Source organism: Streptomyces yongxingensis (assembly GCF_055597465.1).
The window spans coordinates 932620-947591 of sequence record NZ_CM145717.1 but is presented as its reverse complement, the minus strand read 5'-3'; the positions used below and the strand labels follow the sequence as shown (position 1 = coordinate 947591).

14 protein-coding genes are annotated in these 14972 nt (G+C 71.2%); 11 read left to right on the top strand and 3 right to left on the bottom strand.

Features of this window, described 5'->3' with window-relative positions:
• The first annotated feature begins 26 nt into the window (after positions 1-26).
• Positions 27-1505 carry an NAD-dependent succinate-semialdehyde dehydrogenase gene (locus ACZ6TD_RS04310; RefSeq protein WP_471350728.1) on the top strand — a complete coding sequence of 493 codons (1479 nt, stop codon included), beginning with the start codon at positions 27-29 and terminating at the stop codon, positions 1503-1505.
• Between the two features lie 108 nt (positions 1506-1613).
• On the top strand, positions 1614-2978 hold the full coding sequence (locus ACZ6TD_RS04305) for an MFS transporter (protein ID WP_471350723.1): 1365 nt from the start codon (positions 1614-1616) through the stop codon (positions 2976-2978).
• Between the two features lie 370 nt (positions 2979-3348).
• On the opposite strand, the gene ACZ6TD_RS04300 is transcribed toward ACZ6TD_RS04305, so the two are convergent.
• From ACZ6TD_RS04300 to speB, 3 genes are all read right to left on the bottom strand, one after another.
• Positions 3349-4305, bottom strand: a complete 957-nt coding sequence (locus tag ACZ6TD_RS04300) for a GlxA family transcriptional regulator (RefSeq protein WP_471350721.1) — start codon at positions 4303-4305, stop codon at positions 3349-3351.
• Between the two features lie 77 nt (positions 4306-4382).
• Complete coding sequence (locus ACZ6TD_RS04295) at positions 4383-5030, bottom strand: HD domain-containing protein (protein ID WP_471350718.1); 648 nt, start codon at positions 5028-5030, stop codon at positions 4383-4385.
• 200 nt (positions 5031-5230) lie between these two features.
• Entirely contained in the window at positions 5231-6226 is a 996-nt protein-coding gene (gene speB, locus ACZ6TD_RS04290) for an agmatinase (protein ID WP_471350715.1), read from the bottom strand.
• 546 nt (positions 6227-6772) lie between these two features.
• Between speB and ACZ6TD_RS04285 the strand changes: the two genes are divergently transcribed.
• From ACZ6TD_RS04285 to menC, 9 genes are all read left to right on the top strand, one after another.
• Entirely contained in the window at positions 6773-7264 is a 492-nt protein-coding gene (locus tag ACZ6TD_RS04285) for a hypothetical protein (RefSeq protein WP_471350711.1), read from the top strand.
• Entirely contained in the window at positions 7246-7389 is a 144-nt protein-coding gene (locus ACZ6TD_RS04280) for a hypothetical protein (protein WP_471350709.1), read from the top strand. The genes ACZ6TD_RS04285 and ACZ6TD_RS04280 overlap by 19 nt, the downstream gene beginning before the upstream one ends.
• Positions 7355-7642: a hypothetical protein gene (locus ACZ6TD_RS04275; RefSeq protein WP_471358904.1), complete on the top strand. Its 288-nt coding sequence runs from the start codon at positions 7355-7357 to the stop codon at positions 7640-7642. Before ACZ6TD_RS04280 ends, ACZ6TD_RS04275 begins: the two co-directional genes overlap by 35 nt.
• A gap of 158 nt (positions 7643-7800) precedes the next feature.
• Positions 7801-8928, top strand: coding sequence for an isochorismate synthase (locus tag ACZ6TD_RS04270; RefSeq protein ID WP_471350706.1), 1128 nt, complete (start codon positions 7801-7803; stop codon positions 8926-8928).
• Between the two features lie 16 nt (positions 8929-8944).
• A complete protein-coding gene (locus ACZ6TD_RS04265; RefSeq protein ID WP_471350704.1) occupies positions 8945-10393 on the top strand; it encodes a glycoside hydrolase family 88 protein in 1449 nt (482 codons plus the stop codon).
• On the top strand, positions 10393-12255 hold the full coding sequence (gene menD / locus ACZ6TD_RS04260; RefSeq protein ID WP_471350701.1) for a 2-succinyl-5-enolpyruvyl-6-hydroxy-3-cyclohexene-1-carboxylic-acid synthase: 1863 nt from the start codon (positions 10393-10395) through the stop codon (positions 12253-12255). The genes ACZ6TD_RS04265 and menD overlap by 1 nt, the downstream gene beginning before the upstream one ends.
• Positions 12240-13001 carry an enoyl-CoA hydratase/isomerase family protein gene (locus ACZ6TD_RS04255; protein WP_471350699.1) on the top strand — a complete coding sequence of 254 codons (762 nt, stop codon included), beginning with the start codon at positions 12240-12242 and terminating at the stop codon, positions 12999-13001. Before menD ends, ACZ6TD_RS04255 begins: the two co-directional genes overlap by 16 nt.
• The gene (locus tag ACZ6TD_RS04250; protein ID WP_471350696.1) at positions 12998-13777 is read left to right on the top strand and encodes an SDR family oxidoreductase; all 780 of its coding nucleotides are present in this window, start codon (positions 12998-13000) and stop codon (positions 13775-13777) included. Before ACZ6TD_RS04255 ends, ACZ6TD_RS04250 begins: the two co-directional genes overlap by 4 nt.
• 58 nt (positions 13778-13835) lie before the next feature.
• Positions 13836-14948 carry an o-succinylbenzoate synthase gene (gene menC / locus ACZ6TD_RS04245; RefSeq protein WP_471350692.1) on the top strand — a complete coding sequence of 371 codons (1113 nt, stop codon included), beginning with the start codon at positions 13836-13838 and terminating at the stop codon, positions 14946-14948.
• The last annotated feature ends 24 nt before the right edge of the window (positions 14949-14972 follow it).

Sequence of the window (14972 nt, the reverse complement as noted above, 5' to 3'; positions counted from 1 at the left end):
GTTCGGAACGGAGAAAAGAGCAGCTCATGAACCTCCCCGGGATGGAAACCCTCGTCAAGGCACCGTTCGCCGAAGGCGATGTGTTCATCGCCGGCCGCTGGTGTGCGGCCGAGGACGGACGGACGTTTCCCGTGCACGACCCGGCTACCGCGGAGCTGATCCGCGAGGTGTCCGCGGCGGGCCCGGGCGACGCCGTGGCGGCGGTCGACGCGGCCCGAGAGGCCGCCGCCGGATGGCGGGCCACGCCACCTCGCCGTCGCTCGGAGGTGCTGCACACCGCCTTCGCGCTGATGCGGGAACACACCGACACGCTCGCCCGCCTGATCGTCCTGGAAAACGGCAAGGCGTTCCGGGACGCGGTGGCCGAGGTCGGTTACGCGGCGGAGTTCTTCCGCTGGTTCGCCGAGGAGGCGGTACGGATCGGCTCCTCGTTCGGCGACGCACCCGGTGGTGGCTTCCGCCACGTCGTACGCAGGCACCCGGTGGGCGTCACCGCCTTCGTCACCCCCTGGAACTTCCCGGCCGCGATGGCCACCCGGAAGATCGCTCCGGCGCTCGCCGCCGGCTGCCCGGTGCTCCTCAAACCGGCGCCGGACACCCCGCTCACCGCCCTCGCGATCGCCGCCCTGATGAGTGAGGCGGGCCTGCCCGACGGGCTGCTGAACGTGCTGCCCACCGACCGCGCACCCGAGGTGGTCTCCGTCTGGCTGCGCGACGAGCGGGTCCGCAAGTTCTCCTTCACCGGCTCCACCGCCACCGGCCGGAAACTCCTGGAGCAGGCGGCGGCGAACGTCGTCAACGTGACCATGGAACTGGGCGGCAACGCGCCCTTCATCGTCTGCGAGGACGCCGACGTCGACGCCGCGGTGCGCGGTGCGATGGACGCCAAGATGCGGGGCGGTGGCGAGGTCTGCGTCGCCGCCAACCGGTTCTACGTCCATCAGTCCGTGGCCGCCGAGTTCACCGAGAAGTTCGCGGCGGCGATGACCGCGGTACGCGCCGGAGCGGGGCTGGAGGAGGGCGTCACCCTCGGCCCGATGATCAACCGGACCGCCGTGGAGTCCATCCGGTCCCTGGTCGACGACGCGGTCGGGCGTGGCGCGAGGGTCGCCGCGCGGGGCAGCGTGCCCGAGGGTCCCGGCTACTACCACCCGGCGACCGTCCTGGTGGACGTCCCCGAGGGCGCCCGGATCATGAACGAGGAGGTCTTCGGGCCGGTCGCGCCCCTGGCCACGTTCACCGACGAGGACCAGCTGGTGGCCCGCGCCAACGCGACGGTGCACGGACTCGCCTCGTACATCTACTCGCGCGACGTGGCCCGGGCCCTGCGCATCGCCGAACGCCTGGAGAGCGGCATGGTCGGCCTCAACCGTGGCCTGCTCTCCGACCCGGCAGCGCCCTTCGGCGGCGTCAAGCAGTCGGGTCTGGGCAGGGAGGGCGGCCGCGAGGGCATCGAGGCGTTCCTGGAAACGCAGTACATCGCCCTCGACTGGCCGACCGGCTGATTCCGCCTCTCCCCGCCACTTTCCCCGGGCCCCGCTCGTCCCGGCCCCACTCCTCCCGGGGCAGCTCTTCCCGGGGCGGCGTTTCCCCCTCCCAGTAAGGACCCGCGCATGGCAACGACGCCTGTGACCGAGCACAACGAGCCCAGCACACCGCCGGGCGCGCCCGCCACCGAACGCGAACGGAAGCGGCTGCACACCAAGCTGAAGCTGGCCACCCAGATCGGCCAGGGAATCGACGGCTACATCATCGGCGGCATCGGCCTGGCGATGGGGGCGATCACCGACGACCTCCATCTGACCTCCATGGAACAGGGGCTGGTCGGGGCCGCGCCGCTGATCGGCATCTTCGTCGGAGGGCCGCTCTTCGGCCGGCTGGCCGACCGGTTCGGACGCCGGCCGGTGTTCCTCATCGACATGTTGATCTTCCTGGTCGGCTCGGTGCTCCAGTTCTTCGTCGTGGACGGCCCACAGCTCTTCCTCATCCGGCTGGTGATGGGTGTGGCGATCGGCGGCGAGTACGCGATCGGCGCGCCGCTGCTGTCGGAGTACGCGGGCCGACGTGGCCGCGGGCGGCTGCTGGCGAGCCTGGAGATCAGCTGGTACCTGGGGTACGCGCTGGCCACGGTCGTGGGGGCGCTGTTCACCTCCGTCGACGGCGGCTGGCGCTGGTCCTTGGCGAGCAGTGCGGTGATCGCGCTGGTGTGCGTGGCCCTGCGCGGTGGCATCCCGGAGTCCGCGCGCTGGCTGCTGAGCCAGGGGCGCCGGGACGAGGCGGAGGCGCTGATCGAGAAGTACGGCATCGAGGTGGATGTCGCCGCGGAACTCGACGAGCGCGACGAAGTGCGGCAGGACGGGTTCCGTGCGCTCTTCAGCCGGCAGCATGTCCGCTCCACGGTGTTCGCCAGCGTCTTCTGGGCCGCCCTCGTGCTGCCGTACTTCGCCATCGGTACCTTCTGGACGGACGTCTTCGAGGCTCTGCACATGGGGGACAACGCGGTGGCGGCGCTGCTCGTCTACTCCTTCACCGCCGTGGCCGGTGTCACCGCGGGGTGCCTGGTCGTGGAGCGGATCGGCCGCCGCAAGCTGCTGATCCCGCCGTTCTGGATCACGGCCGCGTGTCTGGCCCTGGTGGCGGTGTGGCCGTCCTCCACCCCCGTCATCGTCGTCGGCTTCCTGTTCTTCATCTTCCTCAACGCCGCCTCCTCCGCGCTGACCGCGGTCTATCCACTGGAGGTGTTCCCCACGTCCCTGCGCACCACGGGCGTCGGCTTCGCCACGGCCATGAGCCGGGTGGGCGCCGCGATCGGTACGTTCCTGCTGCCGATGGGGCTCGACCACTTCGGAGCGGAGTTCGTGCTCCTGGTCGGCGCCGGAGTGCTGGTGGTCGGCGCCGTCGTGTCACAGTTCCTGGCGCCGGAGACCACCGACCTGGACCTGGCCCGCGCGGCGCGAACGGCCCGCGAAGGGGCGTAGCGGCACACGCCGGGCCCGCCCGGTGTGCGGATCGCGCACACCGGGCGGGCACCGTTCCTCGGCGGCGCGGCGTAGTCGTAGTCGTTGGTGTGCACGGCCCACAGCGGCAGCAGATCAGCTCGCGGGTGGCGGCGTCGCCCGCCGCGTAGAGCCCGGGCACCGTGGTGGCGCAGTCGTCACCGGACCACGTCCGGCCGGTGTCGGAGGGGCGCTGACCGCACCGGTGGGGAGCCAGACGGCAGATATATGCAATGTTTGTCGCTCGGAACGGATTCTTCCGCGCTGATTCGTGCCACACTGAACGTAAGGCCCTCGCCGTTCCCCCGTCGGTGAGGGCCGTTTGCTGTCGGCCCCCGTCGGCCGACGTCCCTCAGCGCGTCCGGTCGCCGAGGGTGCTGCGGAAGCGGGCCCGGTAGACCGTCGGTGAGACGCCGAGGGTGTGCTGAAAGACCCGGCGCAGCGACTCCGAGGAGCCGAACCCGGCCTGCCGCGCCACCTCCTCGACCGAGCCGGTGCCATCGGCGAGCAGGGTCTGGGCGGCCTCGACGCGGACGGATTCGACGTAACGGCCGGGTGTCATGCCGACCTCGGCGCGAAACAGCCGCTCCAGGTGACGGACGCTCACACCGCCCGAGCCGGCCAGCGTGGCGAGCGTATGGCACCCCGCGGGGTCCGCGGTGACGCGGTCCATCACCCGGCGCACCGCAGGATGCCGTGGTTCCCGCGGGGCCAGCCGCGCGCTGAACTGCGCCTGCCCGCCCGGGCGGGCCATGAAGACCACCAGCTGCCTGGCCACGTCACGTGCCACCTCCGCTCCCCAGTCCTCCTCGACCAGAGACAGCGAAAGATCGATCCCCGCGGTGATGCCGGCCGATGTGGCCACATGGCCGTCCCGGACGAAGACGGGATGGCCGTCCACCCGCACCTGCGGGTAGGCGGCGGCCATCTGGGAGGCCAATTCCCAGTGCGTGGCGGCACGGCGGCCGTCCAGGATGCCGGCCTCGGCCAGGACGAAGGCCCCCGCGCATACCGACGCCACGCGCTTCGCCCGCGTCGACAGGTCGGTCACCAGCCCGACCAGGCCGGTGTCGGCCACTGCCGAGCGCCAGTCCCTTCTGCCGGGCACCAGCAGGGTGCCCAGGCGTCGCGGCAGTGTGCACGGCGCGCCATCAGCACTGATCACCAGCCCGGACGAGGTGGTGACGGCGTCACCGGCGAGGGACACGACCCGTACGTCGTAGTCGGCACCGTAGTGATTGGCCGTGGTGAAGACCTCCACCGGGCCGGTGACATCCAGCAGTTGCACCCCGTCGAACGCGACGATCACGACGGTGCGTCCGCCACCGGATGCCCCTGGTGCCCCTGGTGCCCCTGATATCCGCGATGGTCCCGACCCCCGTCGGGCTATTCCGTCCACTGGGAATCCAGGATCGTCCGGACGAAGTCCCCTCGTTCGAAGCCGGGTACGAAGTGCTCCAGGACGTCCGCCTTGACGTTGCCGAACGTCGTCTCCGGCTTGGAACGGATGCCGTCGGTGAACGCCCGCAGAATCCTGTTCCTGAAGTCGGGGCGCGGATGCAGCGCCACGACCGCCTCCCGGTCCTCGGCGGAGAGGTCCCCATAGCCGATGCCGAGCACGTCGTACTCGACACCGGCCGTCACCAGGGCCACCTCCGGTTCCATGAACTCGGGGATTCCGGGAGTGGTGTGCAGGGCGATCGCCGTCCAGACCCGGCGGACGCTGTCCTCGGGGACGCCGTGAGTCTGCAGAAACCGCTTCGCCTCGTTCGCGCTGTCCACCTCGAAACGGCGGCCGCTGGCATGGAACGCCTCGTTCAGGCCCACGTCGTGGAACATGGCCCCCAGGTACAGCAGCTCCGGGTCGAAGCTCAGATCGCGCCTGCGGCCCTGCAGACTTCCGAAGAAGTACACCCGGCGTGAGTGGTGATAGATGAGCTCGCTCGTCGTGTCACGGATCAGCTCCGTCGCCTCGCGCGCCAGCGTCGTCGCCGGCACCTTCACACCCGCCGCGATATCAAGGTCAGTCGTCATGTATCCGCTCTCCGCGTCCGTAGCAGTACGCCCCTGTAGGCCACAGCCTCGCGCGGCGGCCGGACCGCCGCCATGACGATAGCGCCCTGTATCCCACAGATTGCGACGTGAAACGCGCCTGGACGCTCCGGTGGAGGCGCATGTCGTCGGCCGGCCACCGAGGTCGATCTGTTCCTGCTGGGACGCGCGCCGAGGCCCTGCTACGGCTTGTTCTCCTCCACCCAGCGGAAGAAGGCGATCTGCCGGGACATGAGGGTGATCAGCTCATACGCGGTGTGCGAGGCGGCCACGGAGGTGATCTCGGCGTGGTCGTACGCCGGGGCGACCTCGACCAGGTCGGCGGAGACCACATAGCAATCGGCGAGCCCGCGCACGATCTCCAGCAGTTCCCGCGAGGTGAGGCCGCCCGCCTCGGGGGTGCCGGTGCCGGGGGCGTGTGCGGGATCCAGGACATCGATGTCCACGGAGATGTACAGCGGCCGTTTGCCGATGCGCTCCTTGAGCTGCTGCACCACCTCGTCCACCCCGCGTCGCATCACATCGGCCGCGGTGACGATCCCGAAGCCCAGCTTGGTGTCCTCGTCCAGGTCTTCCTTGCTGTACAGCGAGCCGCGGGTGCCGACGTGGGAGAGCGCGGAGGTGTCGAGGAGACCTTCCTCGACCGCACGGCGGAATGGAGTCCCATGGGTGTAGTGGGCGCCGAAGTGGGAGTCCCAGGTATCCAGGTGCGCGTCGAAGTGCAGCAGTGCCACCGGGCCGTGGCGGCGGGCCACCGAGCGCAGGAGCGGGAGCGCGATGGTGTGGTCGCCGCCCAGTGTCATCAGCTGCGCGCCCGTGGACAGCAGAGTGTCCGCGCCCGCCTCGATGGTCTCGACGGCCTCGTCGATGTTGTGCGGATTGGCGGTGATGTCACCGGCGTCGGCGACCTGGGCGTAGTGAAACGGATACACGTCCAGGGCCGGGTTGTAGGGGCGCAGTTGGCGCGACGCCTCCCGGACGGCGTTCGCCCCGAAGCGGGCCCCGGGCCGGTAGGAGACACCGGCGTCGAACGGCACCCCGACCACGGCGATGTCCGCGGTGCCGATCTGGTCCAGGCGAGGGACGCGGCCGAAGGTGGCTGGGCCCGTGAAGTGCAGGGTGGCGTCGGTCTCCTGGGGCGGGACGGGCCTGGTTGCGTCGGGAGGGTTCGCGGTCATGGTCGGTGCTGGATCCTTCATCTGTGTGGGGGGAAAGCATCTGTGTGGGGGTGTGCATCTGCGTGGGGGAGTGCCGGCCCGTGGGAGGCCGTGGTGCGTGGACGATCAGGGGTGTTCCCTGCCCATGACACGTGGCGCATACGCCGGGAGCCAGCCATGTGGTCGGGGTTTCTCGGATCCGACAAGCCCGTCCCGTGAACGCCTCGATCAGTGGCCCTTCATCTTTCCGCCACGTGGCAACGGCGTCTGTGACGGCCCCTCACTGTGCGCCGTCCGTTCCGTGGACGTGGGGAGCGTGGCCGGCCACCGCCGCCGTCAGCCAACCAGAACCGCGAGGACGCTGCCGTCCGGCGTTCACGCACGTCTCACATCCTTGTGGTCCCCCGTCGCCACAGGCGGCCGCCCTTCCTCGTGGCACGCGGCAGGCAGCCGGGCAACCGCTGGCCGGTGCACGTACCTTGGTCGTGTCCGATCGTAGAACCGGGTGTCGAAGCCCTCTCACCCGGCCTCCGAGGACTGCTCGTGCCGGGCAACTGACCTGGCCGGATGGGGCGATCCGGGTCAGGAGCGGGGAAACCGTTCCGCGGTGGCACGGGTCTCCAGGCGGACCCCTTCGGCCTGGGCGCGGACTACGCCGTCGGCCCGACCCTGCTCTCCGAGTTCGTCCCCAGTCGGCTGCGCGGTGTCCTCCTGGGCTCGCTCACCGTGCTGTGGACCGTCGGCTACGTACTGGCCGCGCAGCCACCCGTGGCCCGCTACCGCGAGCTCTTCGCCCGTGGCCAGGCGACCAAGACCTGGTTCGGTGTCACCTTCTACAGCGCCCAGGTGCTGCCCTACTTCGCCATCTACACCTTCATGCCGCAGATCCTGGCCACCCTGAACATCTCCGGGGCCGACACCCAGAACCTGGTGCTCAACCTGGCCCTGCTGCTGGGCGGTGTGATCGGGCTGTGGCCAGTGCAGCGCCTGGGCCGCAGGTCAACGGCACCAGCAGGGTGGCGTCCGCCATCGGTACCTTCGTGCTGCCGGTCAGCCTGAGCCACTTCGGCGCGGGCTGGTCGATGGGATGGATGGCGCTGGTGCTGTTGCTCGGAACGGTCGTCAGCCTGGCCTGGGCGCCGGAGACCCGTGACACCCTCACCGCCGAGGATCTGCACCACTGAGCCGCGTCCAGCGGCGGGGCGGCTGCGGACACCGGCGCGGTGGTCGCGGATACCGGCGCGGTGGTCGCGGACACTTCACACCGCCCCTGGACACCGGCCCACCCCAGGCCGGTGTCGCTCCACCCTCGGGCTGCCCTGGCTGCTGGGCGGCTATGAGTACGGCGGGAAGATCGACCAGATCATGTACGGCTGGATCGGCGATGTCCGCGTCGTGGACCGAGCGCTGCCGGTGCGGGACTTCATGGCCTCCTGACCGAACGGCATCGGGCCGTCCCGAGGATGCGTACGTGTCCATCAAGTGAACTATCGCATTGGCCGGATCTTGACGCATTTACCGGTCAATGCAAGGCTGTTGGAACGCTTTGCGTAAAAGATCATAACCCAACCAGAACGGACGGGGGCGTTCCGTTGGTGGCACGTTCGCAAGAAGTCGTCGATGACGCGATCGACCTTCTGGATAATCGCCGATTATTCTTTTCCGGGCCGGACCGCACACTCCTCGGAATTGAACCCATCGCACACCATCTGGTCGATTCCGAGGAGGACGTAGCGCAAGCGCTGGCGGCCGGCGGAGGAATCGGCTTCGTGGCCTTTCCGTTTCAGCGCCAAGAGCCCATCCGGCTCGCGGTTCCCGCCCGGACACTGAGCCTGGAGGCGACGCCCGGCCACCGTCGTCTCCTCGCCTCGGTCCCGACCCCCTCCGTCAAGAGCGCTGAACCCGGCGCATACGCGCTGCGGTCCAGCGAACCGCCGGAGCAGTGGTGCGGCAGCGTCGCCGACGCGGCGCGTGCCGTGCGCCGCGGAGAGCTGCGCAAGGCGGTGCTCGCCCGCCGCATCCAGATGGAGTGCGACGCGGACATCCAGTCGCCCGTGGTGCTGCGGCGGCTCGCCCACACCTTCCCCTCCGCCTATCTGTTCTCCGCCTTCGGCCTGGTGGGAGCCAGTCCGGAGCTGTTGCTCGCCAAGCGCGGGCGGATGGTGGAGTCGCGTGCCCTGGCCGGCACCATCCGCCGTGGCGGCGACGCCGAGTCCGACCGCCGGCTCGCGACCTGGCTCCAGGAGTCCCGTAAGAACCAGGAGGAGCACCGGGTCCTGCGGGAGGCGGTGCTGGACGCCCTGACGCCCAGCACCACATGGATCACAGCCAACGAGCGGCCCGAGACGCTGAAACTGGCGAACGTCCAGCATCTGATGACCCGGGTCCGGGCCGAGCTCAAAGCCGACCACCCGCCATTTCTCCGACTGGCGGCCATGCTTCATCCGACCCCCGCCGTGTGCGGGTGGCCCCGTGACAAGGCGTACGAAGTGATCGAGCGCCTGGAGGGCTGGGACAGAGGACTTTACGGAGGGGCGCTGGGCTGGGTGGACGCGGAGGGAAACGGCTGTCTCTGCGTGACCATTCGCTGCGCCGAGATACACGGCAGAAACGCCACCATGTACGTCGGGAACGGCATTGTCGCCGATTCCGATCCGAAAGAGGAACTGGCCGAGACCCGCGCGAAGCTGGGCGCCATTCTGCCCGCGCTCATAGCGCCCTGAAGGCGAGGGATCATCAATGGCAAGCGCACATCATGTTCCCGCGAGCACTGTGGACGCGCCGAGCGTTCCCTTCCCCTCGGACCGGCGCACCCCGCTGACATGGTCGACCGCGGCCATCACCGGCGCCGGGAGCCATGCGCCCACCGTGCTGGCATGGCGCTCCACGGCGCCCGTCTCCCCGGGGCGGCTGCGCCTGTTCGTCGCCTGTGACGTGCGGGACGTCCGTCGCGTCGAGGCCGTCTCGGTGGGCACCGGTCGGCCGCTCGGCTCGTTCGACATCCGGTACGCCGACTGCCACCAGCCCTACGATCTGCCGCTGGACACCGAGGCGGTACGGGCCGTGCTGGACGAGGGCGTACGGCTCACGCTCACCCCCGAACCGGCCACCGAGCCGCTGTGGATCTTCTCCGGCCCGGAGGCCCCCGTCGAGCGGCGGCCCGCGCTGCTGCTGGAGGCCGGGGACCCACCGGCTCCGGGCGCGGCACTCCACCGCCACCTCACCAGCCTGGCCAGTGTGCAGCCGTTCGGGTGGATGGAGGGATGCGTGCTGGACGCGCTGTACGACCTGCGCACCACCTTTCCCGGCGACACCCGCGCCGAGACGGCGCTGCGCGACCACCTTGCCGTCTATGTCCACGGCACCCGGCTGCGCTACGAGGATCCGCGCAGCCGCCCCGCGAACGACCGTGTGTACGGGATCGAGGCCACGCTCCCCTTCGCCGTGGTCGCGAAGCGGGATCCGCGGCACCCCACGCTCCGGCTGGCCGTCGAGTCCTGGAACGTCCGGACCGATCCCCATGGATGCGTCAAGGACGACCCGACCACCGCCGAGGGGTGCTACACCGTCGCCTACCCCATGGCCGTCCTCGCGAAGGCCACCGGGGACACCCGGCTGCGCGAGGCGGCCGTCCGTCAGCTCCGCGTTCGCCGCAGGCGGCTGACGTGGGACGACGACCTCTACCTCAGGCTGCTGCCCGACGGCAGCCGCGTCTACCGCAACTGGGCCCGTGCGTACGCCTGGTACCTGCTCGGCCTGGTGCGCACCCTGACCGAACTCGGCGACCAGCCGGACACCGACGACCTGTGGGACGAGGCCGCGAGGGCCGCCCGGCTCGTACTGTCCCGCCGCAACGCCGCGGGCATCTGGGACTGCTACCTGGCGGAGCCCGCCACCGGGGCGGAGACCTGCGGATCCGCCGGTATCGCCGCGGCCCTGGCGCTGGGCGTGGAGCGCGGCCGCTTCGCCGCCGATCGCGAGGGCGTGGTGGCGCAGGAGGCATGGGAGATGTTGTGCGACCGGCTGACACCGGACGGCTGGCTCGACGGCTCCTCCCCGTCGAACAAGGGCGGGGAGGAGCTCCAGCGCAGCGGCTACCGGATGCTCTCCGGCGTCGGCTCCGGACTGCTGGGCCAGCTCGGCGCGGCGCTGACCCGGCTCGGTGCGGTGAAGGATTGGACACGCTGATGGCGGGCCGTGAATCCGTGGACGGACGCATCACCGCCGCTGACACCCGGGGCGGCGCTCAGGCGGCCCGGGACACCGAGGGCGGCGCTCAGGCGGCCCCCGACACCGAGGGCGGCGCTCAGGCGGCCCCCGACACCGAGGGCGGCGCTCAGGCGGCCTTCGCCGCCACCCTCGTCGACGAATGGGTCCGCGCGGGGCTGAGCGACGCCGTCATCGCGCCCGGCTCCCGCTCCACCCCGCTCGCGCTCGCCCTCGCCCAGGACGGCCGGATCCGGCTGCGCATACGCCTCGACGAGCGCGCGGCGGGCTTCCTCGCCCTGGGGCTGAGCCGTGCCACCGGGCGCGCCACCGTCGTGGTCACCACCAGCGGTACGGCGTCGGCCGAGCTCCATCCGGCGGTCGCCGAGGCCGATCTGGCGGGGGTGCCGATGGTGGTGTGCACGGCCGACCGCCCACCGGAGTTACAGGGAGTGGGCGCCCCGCAGACCATGGTCCAGACGGGCCTGTACGGATCGGCGGTGCGCTGGGCCGTGGCCGTGGCGGTTCCCGAGCGGAGCCAGGACGGGATGTGGCGCTCCCTCGCCGCACGCGCCGTGGCGGAGGCCGAGGCCGGACCGTGCGGCCCCGGCCCCGTCCACCTCAACCTGGCCTTCCGTGACCCTTTGGTCGCACGGCCCGGCTTCCTGCCCCCCGGCCGGCCGGACGGGCGGCCCTGGCACCACGTCAGCCGCCCGGTCCTGACCGCCACCCGGGCGGACGTGGCCGCTGTCGCGGACGGGCACGAGCGGGGTGTCCTGCTCGTGGGCGCGGGTGCGGGCGATCCGGCCGCCGTGCACGAGGCCGCCGCGGCACTGGGCTGGCCGGTGCTGGCCGATCCGCGCTCCGGCGCCCGTACGCCGGGCGCCGGCACCGTGGCGGCGGCCGACGCCATCCTGCGCGGCCCGCACGCCCGGGACCGGCTGCGCCCCGAGGTGGTCGTGCACCTCGGGGAGCGCTGGGCCTCCCGGGCAGTGGCCGACTGGCTGCGGCGGCCCGGCACCCGGCATGTGCTCGTCGATCCGGACTGGCGGTGGCGGGACCCGGACCGGCTGGCCGCCACCGTGCTGCGCACCGAGCCCACGGCCCTGTGCCGCGCGGTGGCCGAGGCGGTGCCGGAGCCCCTGGCCGGACCGGACTGGCGCACCGCGTGGACATCGGCGGAAGCCACCGCGCAGGCGGCCATGGCCGATGCCTTGGACGGCCGAGCCGAACTCACCGAACCGCGAGTGGCTCGTACGCTTTTCGACGCCCTGCCCACCGAGGCGACGCTGGTGGTCGGGTCCTCGATGCCCGTACGGGACCTCGAGTGGTTCGCCGCGCCCCGCCACCGTCCCCCCGCCGTGCTGGCCAACCGCGGTGTCAACGGGATCGACGGCACGATCGCCACCGCGCTCGGCGTGGCCGCGGCCCGGAGTCCGGTGGCCGTACTGCTGGGCGATCTGACCTTCCTCCATGACGCGGGCGCGCTGCTGGGCGCGGCCGAGGCCCCGGATCTGAGCTGCACACTCGTCGTGGTGGACAACCACGGGGGTGGGATCTTCTCGTTCCTGCCACAGGCGTCACGCCTCCCGGAGGACACCTTCGAGCTGCTCTTCGGCACCCCGCAGGCCGCCGATGTGTGCGCGGTGGCCGCCGCCTATGGAGTCGGTGTCGTCCGCGCCGCCGACGAGGGGGAGTTGCGGTCCGCACTGATGGAACGGGTGGGCTCCCCGGGCGTGTCGATGATTCATCTGCGCACCGACCGCGCGGCCAATGTCGCGGTGCACGACCAGACGCACCGGACCGTGGCCCGCGCCCTCGAAGAGCTGTGGACGCTCCGGTGATCGGCGTCGAGCGGGACCTCGCCGCCGGAGTGGCACAGCTCCGCATCGACCGACCCCGGGCACGCAACGCGCTGACCACCGAGGCGGCCGCGCTGTTGCTTCAGGCCGTGGAGGACGCGCTGGCCGATGACGCCGTACGGGTGCTCGTCCTCAGCGGCAGCGGACCGGACTTCTGCGTCGGGGCCGACCGGGACGAGGAGTTGGGGAACGAGGGCCGTGTGGGCCGGCTTCGGGTCTTCGCGCGGTTGCAGCGGACGGTGGCAGCGGCGCCCAAGGCGACCGTGGCCGCGATCGAGGGACGTTGTGTCGCCGCCGGTGCGGAGCTGGCCGCCGCGTGCGACATCAGGGTGGGCGCCGAGGATTCGGTGTACCGCTTCCCGGGCTCCCGCCTGGGGGTCCCCATCGGGGCGGCGAAGCTCATCGGGCTGGTCGGCCTGGGCGCCGCCAAGGATCTGCTCCTGACCTCCCGCTGGGTGACGGCACACGAGTCCTACCAACTGGGGCTGTTGCAGCGGCTCGTACCTCCGGGCCGGGCGGGTGCGGAGGCCACCGCGTGTGCCGCCGAGATCTCCGCCAACGACCCGAGCACGACGGCGCTGCTCAAGCGCCAGCTCCAGCGCTTCTCCGGGGTGCTGGAGCGGATCGACGCCGAGCTGCTGGCCGCGGAGTCCCTCCCCGGCCCCGAGCCGGAAACGCAGCCGGGAACGGGGCGAGGGACAGAGCGGGAAACGGGGCGAGGAGCATGAGGCTGACCGGCATAGCCGAGGTCACGGCCCTGGTCACCGGCGCGGCAGGGGCCATCGGAGCCGCCACCGCACATCAACTGGCCGCCGAGGGAGCGATCGTGGCCGTGGCGGACATCGACGAGGACGGGGCACGCACCGTGGCCCGGCAACTGGGCGCCACGGCACACCCCGTACGCCTCGACGTCACCGACTCCGGCGAGGTGGAACGGGCCGTCCAGGACGTGGAGGACCGGCTCGGCCCGATCGGCATCCTGGTCAACGCCGCCGGAGTACTCGGCCGTACCGCCCCGCTGACCGAGCAGGAGGACGCCGAGTGGGAGCGGGTGTTCGGCGTCAACGTCCGGGGGACCTTCAACTGCGTCCGTGCGGTGGGCCGACGGATGGCGCGGCGCGGACGCGGCTGCGTCATCACCGTGGCATCGAACAGCGCCGGAATCGTCAAGTACGACCAAGGGCTCTACGGGGCCTCGAAGGCGGCCGCCCAGTACCTCACCAACTGCGCCGGACTGGAACTCGCCGGGCACGGCGTGCGATCCGTCGTCGTGGCGCCGGGGACCACCGAATCCCCGATGTCCCGCGCCAACGCACATCTGCCCGGCCGGAGACAGGCGCTGCTGCGCGGAGACCCCGAACGCCACCGGGTGGGCATTCCCCGCGGCACGCTGGCCGAGCCCGAGGACATCGCCTCCGTCATCGGCTTCCTGGTGTCTGACCAGGCGGCCCACATGACGATCACCACCGTGACGGTGGACGGCGGCTCCACCCTCAGGCCCTAGACACCACCACTTCATCTCTCGACGACGCCATCTCCCGACGACGGGAAGGGGAACCTCCGTGCCGCGCATCGACCGGCTCGACCTCTCCGTGGTGGAGCTGCGGCTCACCCACGGCTTCACCGCCAGTACCCACAGCGCCAAGACCCTGCTGCACATGGTCGTCCGCGCCACCACCGCCGACGGCCTCACGGGGTGGGGCGAGGCACCGGTGCCGGTGGACCCGTACTACCTGGGCGAGACGACCGGCACGGTGTGGTCCGTGACCCGCGACTTCCTCGCCCCGGCGGTGGTGGGCCGCTCCTGGGACACCATCGAGGAGTTCACGGCCCTCTACGGCCGGGTCAAGGGCAACAACTTCGCCCGGTGCGGCCTGGAGATGGCCGCGTGGAACCTGCTGGCCGCCACCACCGGCCGGCCGCTGGCCACCCTGCTCGGTGGCGCGGCGCGCACCCATGTCCCCTCCGGCGTGAGTGTGGGCATGGACAGCGACCACGACCGGCTGTGCGACACCATCGCGGGCTACGTCGGTCAGGGGTACCAAAGGGTGAAGGTCAAGATCGGCCCAGGAGCCGATGTGAAGGTGCTGGAGGCGATCAGGAACCGGTTCCCGGAGCTGCCGCTGATGGCCGACGCCAACTGCGCCTACACCCTGAAGGACCTTCCGCGGCTGCGTGATCTGGACGCGTTCGGCCTGATGATGATCGAGCAGCCGCTGGCCTGGGACGATCTGCTGGACCACGCCACCCTGCAGAAGGAGCTGGCCACACCGCTCTGCCTCGACGAGAGCCTTACCTCGGCCGGACGGGCGCGGGAGGCGCTGGCGCTGGGCAGCTGCCGCGTGGTCAACATCAAGCCCGCTCGCCTGGGTGGCCTCCTGGAGGCCGTCCGGGTTCATGACGCCTGCGTCGCGGCCGGGGTGCCGGTGTGGTGCGGTGGCATGCACGACTTCGGCATCAGCAGAGCCGCCAACGTGACGCTCTCGGCGCTGCCCGGTTTCACACTGCCCGGCGACAACTCCGGCTCCGACAAGTACTTCGGCGAGGACATCGTCACACCGGAAACGCGGGCGGTGGACGGCCTGATCGAGGTTCCGGCCACAGCCGTGCCGTACGAGGTGAAGGAGGACTTCCTCAAGGCCCACACCCGGCGCCACATCGAGCTGACGGCCTGAGGCCGGGGGACCGGGCGGTACACA